Here is a 23,858-nt window from a genome sequence, read left to right as displayed (position 1 = left end):
GCACTGCAATAGTTTTTTTGTCTATACCAATTATGAAATCTCTAAATTGTAAAAGGCACTAAAAAATAAACCAATGAAAAAAGTAAAAATTGAGACCTCTTTTGATGTGTACGATGCAATTGAAGAATTTGACATACCCATTCAAAACCTGATACATAAAGCAGCAGAAGCCCGTAAAAAAGCCTATGCACCTTACTCTAAATTTTTAGTGGGTGCCGCTTTAGAACTAGAAAATGGAGAAATTATTTCTGGAAATAACCAAGAAAATGCCTCCTACCCTTCTGGATTGTGTGCAGAACGCACTGCTGTGTATTATGCGGGAGCTGAATTTCCAAATCAAAAAATACTTCGCATGGCAATTGTGGCAGGATCTACCCTTAATCCAACCACCAAACCAATTCCTCCTTGTGGTGCCTGCAGACAGGCGCTGTCCGAATATGAAGTGAAGCAAAACGCCCCTATGGAACTCTATTTTATGGGGACTTCTGGGCAAATAGCCGTCTCAAATTCCGTCGAAAACATCCTTCCTTGGATCTTTGACAAAACCGTACTATAACGTTTTTTTAAAAAATTAACCCCTACTCTTTTTAGGTTATCAATCAAAGTATTACTTTTGTGTTTACAATAAAAACAATTACTGTAAACGCATGCAGAAGATAACTAAAGAAGTCTACCTTGATTGGTATGAGAATATGATGCTCTGGCGAAAGTTTGAAGACAAACTTGCGGCCGTATATATCCAACAAAAAGTAAGAGGATTTCTCCACTTGTACAACGGTCAAGAAGCCGTACTTGCAGGCGCTTTACATGCGATGGATTTATCCAAAGACAAAATGATCACTGCCTATCGAAATCACGTGCAACCCATTGGGATGGGCGTTGATCCTCGACGTGTGATGGCAGAGCTTTTTGGAAAAGCCACTGGAACGTCTCAAGGATTGGGAGGTTCGATGCATATTTTCTCTAAAGAAAAAGGATTTTATGGCGGTCATGGAATCGTTGGTGGACAAATACCTTTAGGCGCTGGAATGGCGTTTGGAGATAAATACAACGAAACTGGTGCAGTCACCCTTTGTTATTTTGGCGATGGTGCAGCCCGTCAAGGCTCGTTACACGAAACTTTTAACATGGCGATGAACTGGAAACTTCCAGTCGTTTTTGTTTGTGAAAACAATGGCTATGCCATGGGAACGTCTGTAGACAGAACGGCCAACCATTCCGATATTTGGAAATTAGGTTTGGGGTATGAAATGCCTTGTGGACCTGTAGATGGAATGAATCCAATCAAAGTCGCAGAAGCTTTTGACGAAGCCATTCAACGTGCCAGAAGAGGTGATGGTCCAACATTCTTAGAAATGAAAACCTACCGTTACAGAGGACATTCGATGAGTGATGCACAACACTACCGAACCAAAGACGAGGTTAAAGAATACAAAAAAATTGATCCAATTACACAAGTCTTAGATGTGATTCTTCGTGAAGAATATGCTACTGAAGACGATATTAAAGTGATTGATAAACGCGTGAAAGAGCTGGTAGCTGAATGTGAAAAATTCGCTGACGAATCGCCATACCCAGAAAAAAGTTTGATGTACGATGTCGTATACGAACAAGAAGATTATCCATTTTTACAACATAAATTATAAGTTATGGCAATCATAGTTAATATGCCCCGACTAAGCGACACCATGGAAGAAGGAACCGTGGCGAGCTGGTTGAAAAAAGTAGGAGACAAAATTGAAGAAGGTGATATTCTTGCGGAAATCGAAACCGATAAAGCAACGATGGAATTTGAATCCTTTAATGAAGGAACCTTGCTTCATATTGGTGTTCAAGAAGGGGAAACGACCATGGTCGATGAGCTTCTTGCCATTATTGGAGATGAAGGCGAAGACATATCGGCACTGTTGAATCCAACGGCTGCCGTAGAAGAAACAACTACAGAAGAAACAGAGGCTCCATTAGAAGCCGCTGCTGCCGTTGTGGAACCAAGTACAGCAAGCATTCCTGATGGTGTGATTGTGGTGACTATGCCGCGCTTAAGCGACACCATGGAAGAAGGGACTGTTGCGAGCTGGCTCAAACAAGTTGGGGATGTGATCGAAGAAGGCGATATTTTAGCTGAAATCGAAACGGATAAAGCAACCATGGAGTTTGAATCCTTTAATGAAGGCACCTTATTATACATTGGACTCCAAGAAGGCGACTCTGCAAAAGTAGACGATCTTTTAGCGATTATTGGCCCTGCAGGAACGGATGTTTCAGCGGTTGCTGCTAACTTTTCGACGACTGCAACAGCCGTTGTAGAAGCAGACCTCACAGAGACACCCAAAGTACCTGCTGCCGAAGTTAAAGAAACACCCAAAGCAGCCGCTGCACCCGTTGCAGTCGCTATACCCAATACAACAGGGCGTTTGCATATTTCGCCACTCGCGCGAAAAATGGCGGACGACAAAGGCATTGCCTTGAACCAATTGGTTGGAAGTGGTGAAAACGGACGCATCATCAAACGCGATGTTGAAAACTTCACCCCCGCAGCAGCAAGTTCTGCCGCAAGTGCAGCGAAGTTTGTACCGACAGGTCAAGAAGACTTTGAAGAAATCAAAAACTCGCAAATGCGTAAAACCATTGCGAAACGTTTGGGCGAATCTAAATTCTCTGCACCTCATTATTACTTGAATGTAGAGTTTGACATGGACAATGCCATGGCGTTTAGAGCACAATACAATACGGTTCCAGATACTAAAATATCATTTAACGACATCATTGTCAAAGCCTGTGCATTGGCATTGCGTTTGCACCCTCAAGTGAATTCACAATGGTTTGCAGATCGCATGAAACTCAACAACCATGTACACGTTGGTGTGGCGGTGGCGGTTGAAGATGGTTTGGTCGTTCCTGTAGTGCGTTTTGCCAATGAGCAAAGCTTGCCACAAATAGGCGCTGCAGTTAGAGATTTTGCGGGACGTGCACGAAATAAAAAATTAACCCCTCAAGAAATGGACGACAGTACATTTACCGTGTCTAACTTAGGAATGTTTGGAATTGAAAGCTTTACGTCGATTATCAACCAACCCAACTCAGCAATTTTATCGGTGGGAGCGATTGTTCAAAAACCGGTGGTTAAAAACGGACAGATTGTTGTTGGAAATACCATCAATCTCACCCTCGCTTGCGATCACCGAACGGTAGATGGCGCAACGGGCGCACAGTTCTTACAAACCTTAAAAGGCTTTATTGAAAATCCTGTGACGATGTTGGTTTAAGGCGTTTTATTAAAAAATATATTATCTAAAAAGACTGTCCGAAAAGGCAGTCTTTTTTTGTTTAAACAATACTCATACCCTCCGTTCCATTTAGAAACGCTGAACACCTAATTAATTGCAAAATAAAAGTTTTATATATAATTTTGTATATTTATTGAATTATTAACCAATTTAAAATGAAGATGATCACATTTAAAAGATTCGTAAATCTCAGAAATTTATTCGCACTCATAATTTTCTTTTGCTTTGTAAGCTGTAATGATGAACCCGCTGGTGGATCGACAGAACCCAACACACCGTCGCCATCCGTCACATTAATAGAAAGCTTTGGAAGTCTAACTGATAGCGATTTTATGGGCCGTATTGTCGACCTACAAAACAATCCTGTGAGCGGAGCCATGGTTCAAATTGGAAACAGCACAACGGATTCCGATATCAATGGTGTTTTTATTATAAAAAACGCACAAGTCTATGAGAAATTTGCTTTTATCAAAGTAGAAAAAGCAGGCTTCCTACACGGTTCAAGATCTGTAGTCCCAACAGCAGGGATCAATCAAGTTCAAATAATGTTATTACCACAAACAGTGACTCAAACAGTGAGTTCTGGAACTGCCGCAACTGTGAATTTAAGCAATGGTGCCGCGGTTGATCTCTCTGGGTCTTATAGCCTTTCCGATGGAAGTGAATACACAGGAGATGTAAAAGTCACTTTGCATTTTCTAAACCCAACCGATGAAGACATGCCACAGCAAATGCCCGGGATGCTGTTAGCTGAAAATTTACAAAATGAGGCAAGAATGCTTGAAACTCTTGGCATGCTCGCCGTAGAATTGCGCAGTGAAACTGGAGAGAAATTGAATCTTTCTGAGGGCACCACTGCAACCCTATCCGTCCCATTAGATTCTGAAACATTAGTAGGGGCACCCAATGAAATTCCACTTTGGTATTTTGATGAAGAAAACGGCTATTGGGTTGAAGAGGGCAGTGCCACACTCCAAGGAACAAAATATGTTGGAACGGTCAGTCATTTCTCCTTTTGGAATTGTGATATCCCTGTCGAATACATCAACTTATGTATAAATATTAGTGATGTTAACAACACTCCATTGAGCAGTCTTATGGTAAGTATTGAAAGTGAATTTAATGGCAGTGGCTCAGGAATCACCAATAACAATGGAGAAGTTTGTGGTATTGTCCCAGCCAACCAAGTTTTAAACTTACAATATATTTTGTATAATATTTGTAATAACTTAGAAATCCCTAATTCATCTGAAAGCATTGGACCTTTTAGTCAAGACACCACGCTTGACATCGTTCTTGATGCTCCTGAAGTTGAAGAATATCAAGAAACTATCACGGGTGTTTTCAATACATGTGATGGTAGTGCAGTGGCTAATGGATATGTCGAAGGCCGTATTGAAGATGGTGCTGCGTTTTATAGTTTAGTCACGGACGGTGTGTTTGATATCAATGTACTTAATTGTAATGAAAACGCTGCGATTAGCATTACGGGGTATGATTACGATAACCTGCAAAGCACGGGTGAAATTAATTACACATTGACAAGTCCTTTAACAAACCTAGGGGTATTGACAGCTTGTAATAGTTTAGAAGAGTTTATACAGTATACTATTGATGACAATGGAGAAACGTTGTATTTCTTTGAAAATATTGATGTAAATTTTGGATCAGACAGCAATCCACCATCACTTACTATTTATGGTTCAAATAACACTAATACTAGTCAAGGTTGTTTTTATCTTTATGGAGTACTTGACACAACTTTCCCCAACTACGAAGGTGTTTACAGCAACATAGATTGGAATTCCACATCTGCTGGATTTAATTTGAATGAATGTCAAGATATTAGCAACGTGAATAATTTTATCGAATACAATCTAAGTGCATTTGGCTCAGCTATCGGGGAGTACATTGACCTTAATTTCAGTGGCGATTACGAGGATAACCAAGGAGTTTCACATACAATCTCTGGAGTGATTCATGTGAAGCGCGATAATTAATTTTAATTGAATCAAAAGAGACTGTCCGAAAAGACAGTCTCTTTTTTTTTTGCATTTTTTTGGTAATGACATTAATATTTTTAACTTTACATATCTACTTGTTTAATTATAGAGTGTGTAGACTTGGGGTCAATTAGTTAAAGTTTTAACTAATTATAAATATACCTATAGTTAAGCAAAACAAAAAGAGACTGTCCGAAAAGGCAGTCTTTTTTGTTTGCGCCAATAGTATACATGAGATGCAACTCATATTTAACCACACTTTTAGCAAAGCATTAGAAACACCAGATCAAGGTCTCTATTAACTTGTAAATAAAAAGTATTAAACATCCATTTGACCAGAGACTTTGTATCTTTGTATAAAATTAACCAATTATGAAAAAATATATCTTAGGACTCCTATGCCTTCCAGGCATGTTGTTCAGTCAAATTTTAACCGTTTCAGACGGCGCTTCAATTTCCATTGAAAACACAGCCTCCCTAAATTTAGGCGGCTTAACATTAGCACCCAGTGACACCTATGTCATTAGCGACGCCAATGAAGTTTCAATTACAAACACGCCTGTAGTGGTCGAAGGCAACACGAGTATCAACAGAGTGTACGACGCTACAACGGCTTTGAGTGGTTTTACTGGCACAATTACTTTTGCCTACGCAGACGGCGAACTCAATGATATTCCTGAAGACGATTTGGTTTTAGAAACTCTAAGTACTGAGGGCATTTGGACGAATCATCCCGCAATTGTGAACGATACCAACAACACTTTAAGCTATGCTTTTGCGGAGGCTTTAGAATTTACACGCATCACAGCCAGTTCGGCTAATGCGAGTCTTACGATCGTAGAAATTGCTGCAAATGATTTTGTAAAAGTCTATCCAAATCCAACGACAGACAAACTGATCATTGTGTCAAAAAATCTTCAAAAATCTATTTTATACAATGTCTCTGGACAAAAGGTATTAGAATCTGACCGCAACGAATTGAATGTGTCTGAACTTCCAACAGGAGTTTATTTACTACATACAACCAATAACCAAAACCAATTGTCAACTTTTAAAATTATTAAGAAATGAAAAAACTATTAATACTTAGTATTGCTATTTTTAGCATGGGCTTAACGGCTCAAGTAGGAATTAACACGCCCGTAATAGATGCTTCGGCAGCTTTGGAAATTACTTCTACAGAAGGCGGTATTTTGATTCCACGAATGACAGAAACCGAACGTGATGAAATTATAGCTGCAGCAGATGGCTTAATGATTTACCAAACTGATGCAACTGCAGGATTTTATTATTACAATGGAACCGCTTGGACGGCTCTTGCTGGTGCGGGTTCTGGCTCTTGGGATCATGTAGCGACTCAAAACATTAGCTTACAAGATTTTTGGATTAACAATGATGGTGGAGCAGCCAAAGGCTTACAAATAGATAATGACGGTTTATTGTATGGAACTGGAGCATCGGCGGCTCTAGAACAATGGAGTGTAGACGAAGATAATGGCCCAGGAGCTTTAAATATACTTGCTGAAAACAATACAGGAGACAACATTGCTGTACGAATTCTTGGTAATAACCCCGACGATTATTACAGTGGGGGTAAATTAGTTTTTGGTGACTATCTTTCAGGAGAGTACGGACCTTATATTGCAGAATCCTCAGATGAAGATTTAGAAATTGTTTTGCCTGACGGAACATTGGACATTAATGTGAATGAGGATGTCAACGTTTCTGCAGACAATTTGAGTGTGACTGCTGTATTAAATATGAATTCCAATCCAGTCCAAAATGTAGCAGACCCTACAGAGGCGCAAGATGTTGCAACAAAAAACTATGTAGATAGTTTTATAGGTTCTGGTACTGAAGGTCAAGTTTTAACCATGGTTGGTGGCGTAGCCACTTGGATAGACCCTTGTGTGAGCAGTCTTTTTTACGCAGATACTGACAGTGACGGTTATGGCGATAACAGTGTTTTAACTGTCGCTTGTGCTCAACCTGTGGGTTATGTGAGTAATGCTGATGATTGTGACGACTCTGATGCTAACATAGGTGCTGCCACTGTATGGTACCTAGATGCAGATAGTGACGGCTATGGAGATGATTTCACTTCTATCACTGCTTGTGTTCAACCAAATGGCTATGTGACTGTTGGTTTCGATTGTAACGACTCTGATGCTTCAACAAACCCCGGGGCAGAAGAAGTCAATGATGGTTATGACAATAATTGTGATGGAAATATAGACGATTAGCCAGAACCTCCTACTTTACTCTCTGGATATGCAGACGCACATACGTTCCCAGAAGGTCATGATGAGAATTATTCAACAGTCAATATTGGGTCAGACGCACAACCTCAAATATTAGTTGCTAGCACACAAATGACTAAAGTTATTATTTACCCATTAACTACAACAACAGGTGCCACTGTAATTCCTTTTCTTGTGGATGCTGATTATAATGTGATTGTTGTAGGAGAGACCTACACAATTAACACTACCGCAGGTGCAGCTTATGAAATTGTATTTGACTCCACATTATCAGCTAGTGAACCGTTTTATTTTGGAACTTATGAATCCATTGGGACTTCGCATGATAGTAACTACGGAAATGAAAAATACCTATGGGAAAGTGGTACACCTCAATTAAATAGCACTATTAGTGGTACTAATGCCAACAGTGCCAGAAGTACTCAAGGGTATGGGTTTTAAATTAAGTTTAAAATAATGTGACGTCCTGAAATAGTGTTACAGAATTAATAATTATAAAGAGCCTTCTAATTTGAAAAGGCTCTTTTTTTTGCATTTATTTGGTAATAACGCTAATATTTTTAACTTTACATATCTACTTGTTTAATTATAGAGTGTGTAGACTTGGGATCAGTTAGTTAAAGTTTTAACTAATTATAAATATACCTATAGTTAAGCAAAACAAAAAGAGACTGCCCGAAAAGGCAGTCTTTTTTGTTTTAGAAAACTATCAATTTAAAAGAACTCCTCATTTATATGGGGAGTTTTTAGTTATGAATGGTTCATGTATTAACAAAAAAAATCCACTCAAATGAGTGGATTTTCATGTTCTGTGGGCGCAGAGGGATTCGAACCCCCGACCCCCTGGGTGTAAACCAGGTGCTCTGAACCAACTGAGCTATGCGCCCTAATTATTGGATTGCAAATATAGTCTAGTTTTTCAATTCACAAAAGATTTTTAATAAAAAGTTAAATTATTTCCGCCACCACAAAAGTACTGCCGCCAACATAGATCAAATCGTCGTGGGATGCGCTTTGTTTGGCGGCTTTTAAAGCGTCTTTAACAGACCGATATACACTTCCTTCAAAACCATGTTCTGTGAAAATCTGTGCGAGTTCAGACGCCTCTAGCCCCCTAGGAACATTGGGTTTGCAAAAGTAATACTGTGCCTCCTTTGGAAATAGCTCTAAAAGCGACAGGATGTCTTTATCATTCACCATGCCCAACACCACATGTAAGTGTTGAAATTTTTTGGTTAAGAGTTGTTTAAACACCAGACTTAGCCCTTCCCTATTGTGTGCGGTATCGCAAATGATTGTTGGAAAACTGCCCAAAACCTCCCAACGGCCACGAAGCCCTGTGTTTTCGGTGACTTTTAATAGGCCTTGTTGCACTGCTTCTGTAGGGATTGGAAACGCCCCACTATTTAAGATTTCAATAGTTTGAAGTACCGTCCGTACATTATGAATTTGATAAGCACCTTTTAAACTTGTGGGAGGTGTAGTTTCTATACGTTGATCGGCAAAATAAATCGGTGCCTGTTCTTTAGTGGCTTTGGTTCTAAAAACGACTTCGGTTTCTAACTGTGTTTCACCAATTACGATGGGCGTGTTTGGTTTTATAATCCCTGCCTTCTCCCCTGCAATGGCTTCTAGAGTCGTACCTAAAAATTGGGTGTGGTCCAAACCAATATTGGTAATGACCGACACTTCGGAGTTTAGGATGTTGGTGGAATCCAAGCGACCGCCAAGACCGACCTCAACCACCGCAATATCGACTTGTTCATCTGCAAAATAGGCAAATGCCATTCCCACAGACATTTCAAAAAATGACAATGCATTGGTTTCAAAAAAGGATTTGTTATGCGCGACAAAATCAACCACAAAATCTTCGCTGATCGTAGCACCGTTTATACGGATGCGTTCGCGGTAGTCTTTTAAATGGGGCGATGTATATAGACCCACTTTATAACCTGCCTCTTGCAATACCGATGCGAGCATGTGTGCTGTGGAGCCTTTGCCGTTGGTGCCTCCAACATGAATGGATTTGAATTGATGTTCTGGATGATTGAGTTGTTTGGCGAGTTTCAGGGTTTGACTTAAATCGGCTTTATAAGCTGATTTCCCCACATTCTGATAGAGTGGTAATTGAGAAAAAAGCCATTGCGTGGTTTCTGAATAATTCATTTATTGGCGGACGCTAAAATCGACAATCACAAAACCAATTTGTTTGGCAGGTGCTTTGGAATCTGCAGGCCATTTGTGGGTAAGGGCTGTTTTTTTAGCGGCCTCGTACAAACAGATATCGCCCGTCGTACCGCGTTTTCCGGGGATGGCTTTGACCACATTCCCTTTTTGGTTGACATGAATTTCAACCACCACTTTACCTTCTTCATCACAGTCGGGAATGACTTTCGTTTTGGACGGACGCCCACGGCCATTCAGTCCATAGCCAACGCCGCCGTTTCCACTTCCCGGAGATCCAAAATAACTGGGCGCATAGGGATCGCCGTTCAATTGACCTTTATCACCTGGAGTATCATCATCACCTTCAGAACCTGTGTCGGTACCGTCGTCTGTTCCGATGCCGCCCATCAAAGCATCTAATTCTTGTTTCTTTTTCGCTTTTATATCGGCCTCTTTTTTGAGACGTTCTTCCTCTGCTTTCGCTTCAGCATCTGCTTTGGCTTTCGCCTCTGCCTGCGCTTTTGCGGTAGCCTCAGTTTCTGCCTTCACTTTGGCATCTGCGTCTGCCTTCAGCTTGGCGGTTTCGGCTTCTGCTTTTTTGATGGCAATGGATTCTAAATCTTCGGAGGTAAGCACCTCTTCTGCTGCGGCAGGTTCGCTGGACTCAACGGGCGGTGCTGCTTTTACAGGTTCTACGACCGGTTCAGAAACGGGGGTGGATTGCGACGCCAACGGTTTTTTGGGTTGTATTGCTCCGCTTCCAGTGTCCGTGGTTCCAAAATTAACCGCAACACCATATTCCAAAGGTGGATCCATATAACCAGGGCCCACTATAAATAGGAGCAAGATCAATAACAGCATGATGACAGTGGTCAATCGTGCGGAATGTTTTTGATGTTTGGTTTTAAAGTAGCCCATCTTAATTTGGGTTTACAGCTAATATGATTTTGAATTTATTCCGATTGGCTATGTCCATCACTTTGACGACATAGTCCACAGGAACGGATTTTTCAGCTCTCAACACAAGGGTTGGTGCGGTTTCTTTTTGGAGTAATTGAAGTAATTCAGCTTCTAAATTTTGAACCTCAACCTTCGATTGATCGATATAAAAGGTCAAATCTTTTTTTATACTGACGGCAATCGATTTTTTATTTTCTGTTTTTCCACTGGCTGTTGGCAATAATATATCAATCGCATTGGTGGTGACCAAAGTGGATGCTATCATGAAGAAAATCAACAATAGAAACACAATGTCCGTCATGGACGACATATTAAACTCTGGACTGATTTTATTTCGACCTCTAATATTCATATTAAATAGGTTCGTTGAGTAAATCCAAAAACTCTACCGAATTGGCTTCCATTTGATAGACCACTTTGTTGGTGCGTCCGACAATATGGTTAAACGCAATGTAGGCGACAATCCCAACGACCAAACCGGCAACGGTGGTAGTCATGGCGGTGTAGAGTCCATCGGCCAATAATTTAATATCGATTTGACCGCCGGAGTTGGCGATTTCAAAAATGGATAAAATCATCCCGATGACGGTTCCTAAAAACCCAATCATGGGGGCTGCTCCAGAAATGGTTGCGAGCACGCTTACGTTTTTCTCCAAGCTATAGACTTCTAATTTCCCAGCATTTTCAATGGCTGAATTGATATCGGCGAGTGGACGTCCGATTCTAGAAATCCCTTTATCAATCAATCGTGATACGGGAGAATTGACTTGTGCACAGACTGCCTTAGCGGCGTCAATTTTTCCGTTGACCACATGGTCTTTTATTTGGTTCATAAAATTCGGATCGACTTTAGAAGCGGCTTTTATGGTGAACAAGCGTTCAAAATAAATATATAAAGCGACTACAAGGAGTACGGTTAAAAGAGCTATAATGAGCTGCCCCGCGAGGCCTCCACTTTTAATCAATTCGACTATGGACAATGTTTTTTCGACGGATTCCGCGTCCAGTTGGATTGCGATTTCATCTTGAATACGGGTGGTGATCATATATGTTTAAGTATTACTTTGAATTTTAAAACGTAAAAATGTGAACTAAAGTATTTTTAAAAAAGTGTTCTTGTAAAGAAAAATACAACTGCTCCTGCTAAAAACCCGATTAAGGCCAACCAAGAGATTTTTTTTAAGTACCAGAAAAAGTTGATTTTCTCCATACCCATGGCTACGACTCCAGCCGCCGATCCAATGATAAGCATGCTTCCTCCCGTTCCTGCGGAATAGGCAATAAAATGCCAAAGTTGATCGTCCAAAGGTTGAGAAAACATTCCTAAAGAGGCTGCTACCAACGGAACATTATCAATCACCGCAGAGCCTACGCCTAATAGCAACACCACTAAATCAGATATTTCTGCTCCAGCAATTTCGGTTCCCAAAGCGGGTGTTGACTCTTTAAGCCAATCTGCAAAACCAAATAAAATTCCTAAAGATTCCAAGGCGGCAACCGCCATTAAAATCCCTAAAAAGAATAGAATGCTCGGCAATTCTATTTTTGTCAATGCAACGTGTACGGGGCTGTGAATAACGTGGCCTTCTGCGTTTTCTTTATCTAAATCTTTCAAACTAAATTTTGAAGAACTGTATAGTTCTGCAAAGATGGCGACAACTCCTAATGAAAGCATCATTCCCACATAAGGAGGTAGATGCGTTGCCATTTTAAAAATAGGTACAAAAATAATGGCAGCTAAACCTAAATAAAGCATAGTGCCACTAAAACGCCCTGTGGGTTCCGACTCGCCTGTTTCCAATTCTAAAGAGCCTTTAAAAACAGACAATCTAGACGCTATGAAGGTTGGTACAACCATACACACAATGGAAGGTAAAAGCAAGTATCCAAACAAATGTCCTGTACTTACTTTATTGGCAATCCATAACATGGTGGTGGTGACGTCTCCAATTGGAGAAAAAGCACCGCCCGCATTGGCTGCAACAACAATAAGTCCCGCAAACCAAAGGCGCATTTTTCGGTCGTGAATTATTTTCTGAAGTAATGAAATCAAAACAATCGTTGCCGTTAAATTATCAATAATTGCGGATAGCACAAACGCTAGCACCGCAAAAATCCAGAGTAACTTTGTTTTCTTTTTGGTTTTAATAAAGTTCTTTATAGTCGAGAATCCATTGAAATAGGCAATAATTTCAACGATGGTCATTGCGCCAATTAAAAAGACGAGTATTTCTGCTGTTTTCCCTAAGTGGTGTAATAAGGTTTCTTCGAGAATGTGCATTTTTTCTGTATGACCAAACGCCTCAAAGTTGCTAAGAAGGGCATGTTTTCCAGAATCAAACCAGGTATTAAAGTCATCAATTCCAAAAGAAATCAACGCCCAACTAAAGGCCATCATGACCAAGGCTGGAATTAATTTGTCTATTTTTAAACTGTGTTCGAGGGTGATGGCTAAATAGCCGGTAATAAATACAATAATAATAACCGCTTCCATATATAAGTTGTTCAAGGTTTAGGTACAGTCTTCATTTGTAGGAACTGCGAAACAAATATAAAAAACTAAACAGGTTTTTTATAAATTTAAATCTTTTTTTCAGGGAAATAAATATATCCTCCGCTATGATCTCTGGAAGCGCCCGTGACAGATCGAAGACAATTGGGTTCATTTCGCAATCTCAAAACGCCTAAAAACCCAAATACCAAGGCTTCTTTAAAGTCGATAATTAGAGGCTGTGTTGGTTGTAAGTGGTCTCCAGATAACTCTGAAATGCGTTGCATTAAAAAGGTATTAAACACACCGCCTCCCGTTATCAATCCCTTTTTCAACTGATGTGTTTTTAAAACACTTGAAAGTTGTACGGCGCAGTGTTCGATCACGGTTCTTAGAACCATTGGGACTTCTAAATTATAACTTTCTATCAATGGAAAAATTTCGCTTTGCACCCACTCCAATCCCAATGATTTTGGAGGTTGTCGTTTGTAAAACTCCAATGCATTCAAGACCTCTAACAAGGGTTTGCAAACGGTTCCTTTGGCTGCTATTTGACCTTCGGAGTCATAGGCCATTCCCAAAGTTGCCACATAGTGGTTGAGTACAATATTGACAGGACAGACGTCGAAAGCAATCCGTTCGGAATTTTGTTCAAAAGAAATATTGGCAAAGCCTCCTAAATTTAGACAGTAGTCATGCTCCGAAAATAAGAGCGCATCGCCAATGGGTACCAAAGGTGCACCTTGACCACCTAAAGCGACGTCTTGCGTACGGAAATCACAAACCACAGTTTGATTCAAATAGGTTGCCAAAACGGGTAAATTCCCGATTTGAAGCGTTTTTCCAAGGTTGGGTTCATGAAAAACGGTGTGCCCATGACTGCAAACGGCATCTATTTTTGTACCGCTATGCGCCTTCATAAACGTTTGAATCACGTCGGCTAAAAACCGAGTGTAATCTGCATTCAAAATTTCTAATTCTTTTGAGTTTAAATCGATGGCGGTTCTTAAACGTTGTTTCCATATTTCAGAGTATTCCACCGTTTCGGCAGCGCTGATTTGAAACTTCCAAGAGGTTCCATATTCAAAGTTTGAAAGGCATAAATCGATCCCGTCGAGCGAGGTTCCCGACATGACTCCTATAACATTGTATTTTGATTTTTTATTAAAATTTGAATGGATCATACTTAATATTTATGCTTATTTACTATGCATGCATAGTAAATTTTTTATATATTTGGATCACAAATACACTTTTTATGAATTTTTCTTTATCTGAAGAACACCTTATGGTTCGTGACGCTGCGCGTGATTTTGCACAAACAGAATTACGTCCCGGCGTTATTAAACGAGATACTCTCCAAGAATTTCCCGACAATTTAGTAAAAAAAATGGGAGCACTTGGTTTTATGGGCATCATGGTGGATCCAAAATATGGCGGAAGCGGCATGGACACCATTTCGTATGTGCTGATTATGGAAGAACTCTCGAAAGTAGATGCGTCGGCATCTGTGATTGTATCAGTCAATAATTCTTTGGTTTGTTACGGCATTGAGACGTATGGATCGGAAGCTCAGAAAGAAAAATACCTCCCAAAATTAGCAAGTGGCGAACATGTGGGTGCCTTTTGTTTGAGCGAACCCGAAGCGGGCAGTGATGCCACTTCCCAACAAACCACGGCGATCGATCAAGGGGATCATTATGTGATTAATGGGACTAAAAACTGGATTACCAATGGCGGCCGATCGGATGTATATATTGTGATTGCACAAACGGATCGCAGTAAAGGGTCTAAAGGAATCAATGCGTTTATCATCGAGAAAGGGATGGCTGGTTTTGAGATTGGACCCAAAGAAGACAAGCTCGGAATTCGTGGAAGCGATACACATACGCTACAATTTAACGATGTAAAAGTGCCCAAAGAAAACCGTATTGGCGTGGATGGATTTGGATTTAAATTTGCAATGAAAACTTTGTCTGGTGGGCGGATTGGAATTGCGTCTCAGGCATTAGGGATTGCTTCTGGCGCTTATGAATTGGCGTTGGCATACTCCAAACAACGCAAGGCTTTTGGCACCGAAATTTGCAACCACCAAGCGATTGCTTTTAAATTGGCGGATATGGCTACGGATATTGAAGCAGCACGCCACATGGTGATGAAAGCGGCATGGGAAAAAGACCAGAAGGTTTCTTATGACACGTCGAGTGCGATGGCAAAACTGTTTGCATCGAGAATCGCCATGGAACATACAGTGGAAGCGGTACAAATTCACGGTGGAAATGGGTTTGTAAAAGACTACCATGTAGAGCGTTTGATGCGGGATGCCAAGATTACTCAAATCTATGAGGGGACGTCTGAAATTCAAAAAATGGTGATTTCGAGAGCGGTGCTTAAAGATTAGTTTGATTATAATCGAAGGCGAATTACAATGGTTGCCTTTTTTTTATTATATTTATTCTCGAATTAAAACCCCAAACGTTTTTCTTCACGACCAATGGTACGAAAGTAAGTTTAAATTACCCTTTTTAGAAGGGCTTTAGTCGTTGCACCAATTCCTAAAGCTGTTTTTAGTGATTTTCATTTTAAAAAAAACGGGACTCATTGTGGCGAAGCCGTGGGCGGTTGGGAGAGAAAGTTCTACAGAACATTGAATTTAAAAGGGATAAACATACTTGAAGGGGTCGTTGTATACAATTGAAAAAATGAATTACCTTGCTCTAAATCGGGGGACTTTGCCTTTAGATTTGTATTTACTAAAGTTAAGTGCTTCAGCATGCAACAAAATTATACACAAACACGACGGCAATAATTAGTAATAAACTATGAACATACGATTTCTAATTTTTTCATTGTTAATTTATTGCAATATCTATTCTCAAAATTTAGAAAACGAGAATCCGATAAGTGTTATGTTAATGAATTGCTACGAAAGAAGTGGAATGGATGAAACTAAGATTGATTTTTCTGATTACTTCGCAGTTTATGAAAAAGAAAAATATAATCTCACTAATTTTAACATTAAAAAATACAATTCTGACAGTAGTATTCAACCGAAATTTATAATTAAAGGATTGAATTCTATAAAAGATTCAACAATTGGAAGATGGATAAATAGAAAAATGTATCCTGGAGAAACCATAATGTTTTCCGTTCCAAACTCTGAAAACGAAGAAAAGAGCAGAGGCTATTCGATTTACACAAAAGGTAAATTAATCGAAACTAAAAATAATGAATTTCCATATTTTAAGAAAATAGAAAATTATGAATTAAGAGTTGCTTGTGGGAAAACTAATAAAAGTATTGTAAAAATGGATATTCCTTCCTTTTCCTCCGGTGGTTTTGAAGGTGGAATTTACCTTTATTGGATTGGTGATTTAAATGGTGATAATCGTCTTGATATGTTGGTTGGAACTTCAACTCATTTGGCAGGAATAGGCTTGTCGTTATTTTTATCTGACAAAAGTGATAATCAATTATTTATAGAGAATAAAGTTGGAAGTTGTTCATCGTGTTAAAAAACAAATACTGCCAAACGCCGCAACTAACCATACACGAAGAGGTTGCGGAAATACTCACCAATTTTTATGAATAAAAACATAGCATTGAAATCATTCATCGTATTTATGACTTTTACCATTTACAGTTGTAGAAATTCCGAAACTAAAAAAACGGATTTGATTTACAAGAATGGAAATCAAAAAGTAGAAATACAAATACTGAACGGAAATGATTATTTGGAATATGATAAGCCAACTGAAATAAACTTTGTACTAACTAATATAGAACCAAATACTTTCTCTGTTTACGGGGCTGGAATTCGCGTGCTTGGAACAAAAGGCGGAACGATAAGAACAGAAATTAAAGTTTCAAATAATCATCTTGAAACAGACACTTTGAAAGTAAAAGTTAGATTTGGAGAAAAACGAAAAGAAAAGCACGAATTTAACATCCCAATGAAAATAAAGGAGTAAAACATTTTAGGCAACTTCTAGTCGCTCCACAACAGCTCAGAAAATCTAAATAACTGTAATGACAAAAAACATATTTTTAATTTTAACGTTTTTTATCTTTTTTTCAGTTCACGCCCAATACGAATGGACTCCTGCAAAAGTAGTCTTAAAGAATGGCTCTTCGTTTAGAGGCTTGGTGAAATTCCCATTACACTCTGGCGGACTAATATCAATAGGAAGTACCGATTTTAAATATCGGAAAAATAGAAAATCCCCTAGGAAAAAATTTGGAAGCGATACTGTCGAAGAAGTCATTTTTGGAGATGAAGACTTTACGACACTACATTACGTATTCGTTCCTATAAAAAAGAAGAAATATGTATTAATGGAACTAGTTGTTCGCGGAAAAGTAAACTTATACACAAGAAGTGTTTTAAAAAGTCATAGCATGTTTAATGCAGACCCAAACTTTCACTCGATAACAACTTATTACGAAGATTCTCAATTTTATCTCAAAAGAAATAATGAGCAAATAGCAAAATTAATAAGTGGCCCAAATAGTTTTGGGAGTTTTATTTCTAGAGCAAAAAAATATTTTTCTGACTGCGGCAAAATTGTTTATTATTTAGAAAATAAATTATATAACTCAAATAATTTAATAGAATTAGTTGACGATTATAACCTGTTTTGTGAATAGAAAACGTATCAAAAAAATAGAAGTCTAATTCCGCTTAAAAAAAAAACCATAAGTATGCATTTTTTAAAACTAAAAAAATTCATTCCCCATTTATTAGCCATTTTTTTTATTTGCTGTGCATATAGTCAAAACACTGTAAACGTTTCTAAGTACCCATCGTGGGTGGATTTTCAGGATTACAACACACATCCAGAAGTAGACGAAGATGAAATTACAGAAGGCACATTAACCCTTTTAGCTGATTATCAAACTAATGTATTTAAAGAGGAAGTATATTTTAGGTTCGTAACTAAAATAACAGACAAAACAGGTGTGCAATCAAGCTCCAACATTAATGCCGTCTACGATCCGTTATATCAAAAGTTAACATTTCATTCTATTAACATTATTAGAGATGGAAAAGTAATCAATAAATTGAATCCAAATCATTTTCAAGTAATAAAACGAGAGCTAAATGCAGAAAATTATCTTTATGATGGGTCGCTTTCTGCAATGCTAAATTTGACAGATGTTCGCGCTGGAGATATTATTGATTTAAGCTATACTGTCAAAGGGTTTAACCCAATTCATTATGGAAAATTTTCTAATGCTTTTATTCTAAATGACTACATGCCTATTGGGAAAATTAATGTAACTATTAAAACGAAAAACGACCTTAATTACAAGACTTTTAATACAACACTTCAACCAAAAATAAGTAAAAAAAAGAAAGTTACGACTTATAATTGGAGCGTTGAAACACCTGAACCCTTTGAATACGAATCAAGTATTCCATCGTGGAAAATAGTAATGCCCACAATTTTTGTAAGTGATTATTTCTCTTTGGAAGAGGTTGTAAACTGGGCCACTACTATTTACGCGCAAAACGAACCATTAAGTCCGGCCGTGAAAATGAAAATATCCGAAATTAATGCAGCCTATAATACAGAAGGTGAAAAAATAAAAGCAATTCTTAATTTTGTTCAAGACGACATTAGATATTTAGGTTTAGAATATGGCGTGAATAGTTACAAGCCTAATTTCCCTAATAAAGTCTTTGAGCAGCGGTATGGAGATTGTAAAGACAAGAGCCTGCTAATGGTGCAAATGCTTAAAGAAATCAACGTAGAAGCATACCCAATGCTTCTTAATACCACAATGAAAAATACCATTACAGAATTACCCCCATCCCCAAGTTTTTTTGACCATTGTGTGGTAAAAGTAATTGATGAAGATAAATGGGAGTTATATTATGACCCTACAATCTATAATCAAGGGGGGACCTATAAAAACACTCACTTCCCTAATTATGAGTATGGACTCGTTGTTCAAAAAAACAATGTGGCTTATGACACTATAACATCCTCTTCTAATAACAAAATAACCACTTTAGAAGAATTTGTCATAAAAGAAGTCAATGGCGGAGCTACATTAAAAGTAACTACTATTTATACAGATTCTGAGGCGGACAGAATGCGTAATTATTTTAAAGACAATAGCAAAAGTAGCATCCTAAAAGAATATAAAAATTATTATGCAAACTCCTATTCTAAAATAAAAATAGTAGATGAACCCTCTGTAAATGATAATGTATCCCAAAATGAATTTACCGTTAAAGAGTCTTACGTTATAGATAGTATTTGGGAGCCAATGAGCCTAAAACCAGGCTTTATCTCTATTACTTTTACACCTAGTACTTTAACCGATATTTTCTATGTACCTAACAAGGGAACAAGAAAAAATGAAATGAGCTTACCATACCCTGTTTCTAGAGAGCACAAAACAAATATTGTTTTACCAAGTGCATGGCAAATTGAAAATAATAATGACGTCGTTAGTAATGATGTTTTTTACTACGACTTTAATATAGATTACGATAAAAAGAAAAATGAGGTACAACTAAATAGTTACCTGAAAATTCAAAAACCTTCAGTTACTCCCGATGAATTTACAATATATTATAATGATATAACTGAAGTAGAAAAAACGTTCGGCTACACTATTTTCATCCCTGAAAACACAAACAACTTTCCGATAAAAAATTTAATTTTAAGCTTAGGTAAAATTGCTTTATTTGTGTTTTTGATTATTATTTTAGTAATTTTTATTGTTTGGAGATTCTCAAAAAAATAAAATAAAACCTATTTAAAACCCCAGAACCCTATGGATACAGGAACAATTATTCTCGCAATTGCATTAATCATCATCATGTTTGGCATGGGCTTATCGCTTGTGAAAGATGATTTTATTCGCTTGTTTCAACACCCAAAAGCAGTCATTGTTGGGCTTGTAAATCAGATTATTTTGCTACCGGTTATTGCCTACGTATTAATTTCTTTATTAAATGTAGAAACAGACATTGCAATTGGAATCATGATACTCGCGGCCTGCCCTGGCGGACCCACATCGAACCTCATCACCTATTTAGCAAAAGGAGACATTGGCTTATCCATTTCATTAACAACCGTCAATAGCTTGATTACTATTTTCACCATTCCCTTTGTGATAGACTTTGCGCTAAACCAATTTTTAGAAGCGGACGAAATGGTTCAAATCAACAAATTGCAAACGGTGATTCAAATTTTTGTAATCGTTATTATTCCTGTTTCTCTTGGGATGGCTCTAAAAAACGCCAAACCTATTTTTGCAGATAAAATGAATAAACCTGTGAAAATTGCTTCGGGCGCAGTCTTATTTTTAGTCATCATTGGATTGGTTATAAAAAAGAAAGAAGAGCTGATTCCTTACCTAAAACAAGCAGGATTGACAGCCTTAGTATTAAATATTGCAACCATGCTTGTCGGTTTGGCTACAGCGAAAATTGCGAAATTAAGTTTAGCACAATCACGAACAATTTCGATAGAATCTGGAATTCAAAATGGCACCATGGCCATTGCGATTGCCTCCGGAGTTCTAATGAATGACAACTATGCCATCGCCCCCGCTGTTTACAGTCTTATTATGTTTTTTACTGGAGGTGTTATCATCGCTTTTGCAATGAATACTTCAAGTCAAAAATAAAAAAAAACTACGATAAAATTCCTGTGAAATATATTGTTAAATAACGTAAATAATCTCATACAAACACGTTATTTGCAATTAGAATAGGATAAGAAAAATAATATAATTAAGCTTAAAATAAAACTCTTGAAAAAAACACCTTTTATTATTGCTTTGCTTATTTGGACAGCTACGGCCCCCGCTCAGGACTATATAGACCTTGCCACGTTTGACTACGCTATTACTCCTGTAAATACTTTTGACACAACAGATGCCACAACGACACTGCAGGAAATAAACGGAAATCTGACCGCCCCTATTGTCATTAATGACCGTTTTACTTTCCTAACAGGCATCATTTACGAAAACATTTCCGCCGCTTTTGACCCTGGACGAAAAGAAGAATCGGTAACGGGGCTGACCTTAAAGCTAGGAGCCAATATTAACCACAATTCGAAATGGAGCGGCACCTATATGCTCCTCCCTAAAATCTCTTCCGACTTCAATAAAATTTCTAATCGTGATTTTCAGCTAGGAGGCGTTGTATTGATGAAGTATATTAAAACAGACCGATTGAACTACAAGTTTGGGGTGTATGCAAACAGTGAGTCGTTTGGCCCTTTTATTGTTCCCTTGTTTGGTTTTTATTACTTGAATCCTACTGAAAAAATTGAAGTGAAAGTACTTCTGCCTCTTTCTGTAGATCTCAATTACTCCATTACCAAAAACGTTCGACTTGGACTAAACTTCAAAGGGCAAACTAGGAGTTACCATCTAAATTCGCCTGCGGAAACAGAAGTAGATCGTTATTTGGTTAAATTCTCTCAAGATCTATACACCTATTTCCAATACGGAACAAAAAATGGTTTTAATTTTCAACTGGGGCTAGGACGCTCTCTTGGGAGGTCCTATCGTATTTATGATGAGAAAATTTCATTGGGACTTCCGCTCTTAAATTTTGGTGATAATCGCACCCAACTGAACACTGATTTCTCAGACAGTTGGCTATTTAAGGTTTCCGTTTTTTACCGTTTAAAATTAAAAAAACTAAAGGGATCAGCTCAAATAAATAAATTTATAAAAATTGGGCACCGTCCAAACACCTATTAAACACACAAGAATACTCTGAAAATGAACGAAAGAAGAACAACAAATATCTTATTATTAATAATTGCTATGCCCGTAGTTTTTTACGTACTAAAACTATTGTCTTTTATATTTATCCCACTTGTTTTTTCAATGTTTATAGCATTACTTTTCTGGCCTTTAGTGCGTTGGTTACGAAAGAAAAATACGCCTAAAACAATTAGTATTTTGATTGTCATCCTAATTATTAGTGTGTTCATTAAAATGTCCGTTGAAGTCATTCAACTCTCGAGTCAAGAAATTTTAGCATCCCAAAATAATTGGATTGAAAATGCAGAGTCGAAGTTAAAACACTTAATATTTCCTGTAGAAAATTATTTTGGGATTGAACGCATCGAAGGCAAAAGTATTATTCTACATTACATTCAGGAAATAGATTTAAGTAAAACATTTGGCTCCACAATTGATTTAATTAGTACCACCACAACAATGACTTTGATGACCTTTTTCTTTGCAATATTACTGCTGTCAGAATCCTTGAATATTCAGAAAATATTACACAACCTTGTGATTCGTCAACAATTTTCATCTGTGAAGGTTTTCATGCGAATTGAAAAAGACCTGATAAAATTTATTAAAGTTAAATTTATCATCAGTTTATTTACAGGTTTAGGCTTTACACTTGCCTGCTATGCCTTTGATGTAAGTTTCCCTATTTTTTGGGGATTATTTGCGTTTGTAATTAATTTTGTTCAAATGATAGGCTCTGTGATTTCAGTGGTCTGCTTGTCCTTATTTGCTTTTATAGAATTAGACCCAACAGGAATGTTATTGTTTTTTATTCTTATAATAACGCTTGTTCAGCTCATAATGGGTGGTGTTTTAGAACCTATCTTTATGGGCAAATCGTTTTCTATTAATGTGATTACCATTTTGGTGATGCTCATGTTTTGGGGGTTTCTTTGGGGTGTACCCGGAATGATCCTTTGTATTCCAATTACCGTGTTTATCAAAATACTACTGGAACAATTCCCAAAAACGAAGGTCATTGCTAATTTAATGGCCGGTCCTGAACCCATACAATTTAAGAGAAAATAGTTGAGAAAACCACACTCAACTACTTGTAAAATTATTTAGTTTTTAAAACACTCACATATACCAAACGGCAAGTTCAATCTCAAAATTGAACTCAGCTTATACACACCCTATTTAACCCACTAAATAACCTACTTGTGAAACCATTTGCAGTCCTCTTATTTATTTCCAATTTGGCTTTTGCACAATATTGGGAAGGACAAAAAATTAATGAATCTAGCATATCCCCCTGGGTTCCAAAATTTGAAATTGCATATGAAGGAACCTATCATTTTGGAGAAGGAAAAAGTGAATCTGACTTAAATTTATTCTTTTGTGGCGACAACTTGATAGGTCAAGTAAAGAGTACCTACTGGGAAAAAAACACAGGAACTCGGAAATTCCATTTTAAAAACTTGAAAACCATTAAAATTGACAAGACAGGGAAAATCACTAGCGACCAACATACTGGACAATTTGTAATCTATACCGATAAGAATGGAAAGTCTCACAAAAGCTTAAAAATTGACAATCCTTGGTCGAGTTCAGTTGATGGTCGTGAATTTGAAATTGGAAGGCGGAAAAAAATGACATTTGAAAACAGCTATCCTGGAAAGTACAAAACAGCCTCATTTAAAAAATTAGAAGTTAGCAAAATAGAAAAAATGAGCACTAAGAAATTGATGCTAATGAAAAATGAAATATATGCACGGTATGGCTATATTTTTATGGAAGATGCTAAAATGGATACGTATTTTAAAAAACAATCATGGTACCAAGCGCAACATGAAAATGTAGATGAATTTCTAACTAAAATTGAGTTCTATAACATCCGATTAATTGATGAAATTAAATAAAAAATAACGAACAACTCGGTCTGAAAATAATTATGTAATTTAGTACT

At 37.7% G+C, this 23,858-nt stretch carries 22 protein-coding genes and 1 tRNA gene; 16 read left to right on the top strand and 7 right to left on the bottom strand.

Annotation, left to right across the window (positions count from 1 at the left end):
* The first annotated feature begins 73 nt into the window (after positions 1 to 73).
* The 7 genes from FORMB_RS08675 to FORMB_RS08645 all read left to right on the top strand — a co-directional run bounded on the left by FORMB_RS08675 (position 74) and on the right by FORMB_RS08645 (position 7,992).
* Positions 74 to 556 carry a cytidine deaminase gene (locus FORMB_RS08675; RefSeq protein ID WP_069677075.1) on the top strand — a complete coding sequence of 161 codons (483 nt, stop codon included), beginning with the start codon at positions 74 to 76 and terminating at the stop codon, positions 554 to 556.
* A 91-nt stretch (positions 557 to 647) separates the two neighbouring features.
* A complete protein-coding gene (pdhA, locus tag FORMB_RS08670) occupies positions 648 to 1,646 on the top strand; it encodes a pyruvate dehydrogenase (acetyl-transferring) E1 component subunit alpha (protein WP_069677074.1) in 999 nt (332 codons plus the stop codon).
* Positions 1,647 to 1,649: 3 nt separating this feature from the next.
* A complete protein-coding gene (locus FORMB_RS08665; RefSeq protein WP_069677073.1) occupies positions 1,650 to 3,266 on the top strand; it encodes a pyruvate dehydrogenase complex dihydrolipoamide acetyltransferase in 1,617 nt (538 codons plus the stop codon).
* A 176-nt stretch (positions 3,267 to 3,442) separates the two neighbouring features.
* Positions 3,443 to 5,287 (top strand): hypothetical protein, encoded by a 1,845-nt coding sequence (locus FORMB_RS08660; protein ID WP_157498116.1) that lies wholly within the window; start codon positions 3,443 to 3,445, stop codon positions 5,285 to 5,287.
* 375 nt (positions 5,288 to 5,662) lie between these two features.
* Complete coding sequence (locus tag FORMB_RS08655; RefSeq protein ID WP_069677071.1) at positions 5,663 to 6,361, top strand: T9SS type A sorting domain-containing protein; 699 nt, start codon at positions 5,663 to 5,665, stop codon at positions 6,359 to 6,361.
* Positions 6,358 to 7,533: a putative metal-binding motif-containing protein gene (locus tag FORMB_RS08650; RefSeq protein WP_069677070.1), complete on the top strand. Its 1,176-nt coding sequence runs from the start codon at positions 6,358 to 6,360 to the stop codon at positions 7,531 to 7,533. The genes FORMB_RS08655 and FORMB_RS08650 overlap by 4 nt, the downstream gene beginning before the upstream one ends.
* A gap of 129 nt (positions 7,534 to 7,662) precedes the next feature.
* Positions 7,663 to 7,992 (top strand): hypothetical protein, encoded by a 330-nt coding sequence (locus tag FORMB_RS08645; protein ID WP_069677069.1) that lies wholly within the window; start codon positions 7,663 to 7,665, stop codon positions 7,990 to 7,992.
* Between the two features lie 371 nt (positions 7,993 to 8,363).
* Here the strand turns inward: FORMB_RS08645 and FORMB_RS08640 are convergent.
* From FORMB_RS08640 to FORMB_RS08610, 7 genes are all read right to left on the bottom strand, one after another.
* Positions 8,364 to 8,438: transfer RNA gene (locus FORMB_RS08640), tRNA-Val, on the bottom strand.
* A 61-nt stretch (positions 8,439 to 8,499) separates the two neighbouring features.
* Entirely contained in the window at positions 8,500 to 9,717 is a 1,218-nt protein-coding gene (locus tag FORMB_RS08635) for a bifunctional folylpolyglutamate synthase/dihydrofolate synthase (RefSeq protein ID WP_069677068.1), read from the bottom strand.
* The gene (locus FORMB_RS08630) at positions 9,718 to 10,635 is read right to left on the bottom strand and encodes an energy transducer TonB (RefSeq protein WP_069677067.1); all 918 of its coding nucleotides are present in this window, start codon (positions 10,633 to 10,635) and stop codon (positions 9,718 to 9,720) included.
* 1 nt (position 10,636) lies between these two features.
* On the bottom strand, positions 10,637 to 11,029 hold the full coding sequence (locus tag FORMB_RS08625) for an ExbD/TolR family protein (RefSeq protein ID WP_069677066.1): 393 nt from the start codon (positions 11,027 to 11,029) through the stop codon (positions 10,637 to 10,639).
* 1 nt (position 11,030) lies between these two features.
* Positions 11,031 to 11,723, bottom strand: coding sequence for a MotA/TolQ/ExbB proton channel family protein (locus FORMB_RS08620; RefSeq protein ID WP_197493457.1), 693 nt, complete (start codon positions 11,721 to 11,723; stop codon positions 11,031 to 11,033).
* 56 nt (positions 11,724 to 11,779) lie between these two features.
* Positions 11,780 to 13,171 carry a sodium:proton antiporter NhaD gene (gene nhaD, locus FORMB_RS08615; RefSeq protein WP_069677065.1) on the bottom strand — a complete coding sequence of 464 codons (1,392 nt, stop codon included), beginning with the start codon at positions 13,169 to 13,171 and terminating at the stop codon, positions 11,780 to 11,782.
* Positions 13,172 to 13,257: 86 nt separating this feature from the next.
* Entirely contained in the window at positions 13,258 to 14,352 is a 1,095-nt protein-coding gene (locus FORMB_RS08610) for an anhydro-N-acetylmuramic acid kinase (RefSeq protein ID WP_069677064.1), read from the bottom strand.
* Positions 14,353 to 14,426: 74 nt separating this feature from the next.
* Here FORMB_RS08610 and FORMB_RS08605 point away from each other — a divergent pair, with 74 nt between their 5' ends.
* From FORMB_RS08605 to FORMB_RS08565, 9 genes are all read left to right on the top strand, one after another.
* Complete coding sequence (locus tag FORMB_RS08605; protein WP_069677944.1) at positions 14,427 to 15,569, top strand: acyl-CoA dehydrogenase; 1,143 nt, start codon at positions 14,427 to 14,429, stop codon at positions 15,567 to 15,569.
* Positions 15,570 to 16,083: 514 nt separating this feature from the next.
* A complete protein-coding gene (locus tag FORMB_RS08600; RefSeq protein ID WP_157498115.1) occupies positions 16,084 to 16,683 on the top strand; it encodes a hypothetical protein in 600 nt (199 codons plus the stop codon).
* Positions 16,684 to 16,752: 69 nt separating this feature from the next.
* On the top strand, positions 16,753 to 17,139 hold the full coding sequence (locus FORMB_RS08595) for a hypothetical protein (protein ID WP_069677062.1): 387 nt from the start codon (positions 16,753 to 16,755) through the stop codon (positions 17,137 to 17,139).
* A gap of 58 nt (positions 17,140 to 17,197) precedes the next feature.
* Positions 17,198 to 17,815, top strand: coding sequence for a hypothetical protein (locus tag FORMB_RS08590; protein WP_069677061.1), 618 nt, complete (start codon positions 17,198 to 17,200; stop codon positions 17,813 to 17,815).
* A 54-nt stretch (positions 17,816 to 17,869) separates the two neighbouring features.
* Entirely contained in the window at positions 17,870 to 19,927 is a 2,058-nt protein-coding gene (locus tag FORMB_RS08585; protein ID WP_069677060.1) for a DUF3857 domain-containing transglutaminase family protein, read from the top strand.
* Between the two features lie 30 nt (positions 19,928 to 19,957).
* Positions 19,958 to 20,815: a bile acid:sodium symporter family protein gene (locus tag FORMB_RS08580; protein ID WP_069677059.1), complete on the top strand. Its 858-nt coding sequence runs from the start codon at positions 19,958 to 19,960 to the stop codon at positions 20,813 to 20,815.
* A gap of 126 nt (positions 20,816 to 20,941) precedes the next feature.
* Positions 20,942 to 21,904: a DUF6268 family outer membrane beta-barrel protein gene (locus FORMB_RS08575; RefSeq protein WP_069677058.1), complete on the top strand. Its 963-nt coding sequence runs from the start codon at positions 20,942 to 20,944 to the stop codon at positions 21,902 to 21,904.
* 21 nt (positions 21,905 to 21,925) lie between these two features.
* A complete protein-coding gene (locus tag FORMB_RS08570) occupies positions 21,926 to 22,978 on the top strand; it encodes an AI-2E family transporter (protein WP_069677057.1) in 1,053 nt (350 codons plus the stop codon).
* Between the two features lie 134 nt (positions 22,979 to 23,112).
* Entirely contained in the window at positions 23,113 to 23,811 is a 699-nt protein-coding gene (locus FORMB_RS08565; RefSeq protein ID WP_157498114.1) for a YARHG domain-containing protein, read from the top strand.
* The last annotated feature ends 47 nt before the right edge of the window (positions 23,812 to 23,858 follow it).

The organism is Formosa sp. Hel1_33_131 (assembly GCF_001735745.1).
Classification (GTDB): domain Bacteria; phylum Bacteroidota; class Bacteroidia; order Flavobacteriales; family Flavobacteriaceae; genus Hel1-33-131.
This window is presented reverse-complemented; position numbering and strand designations above follow the sequence as displayed.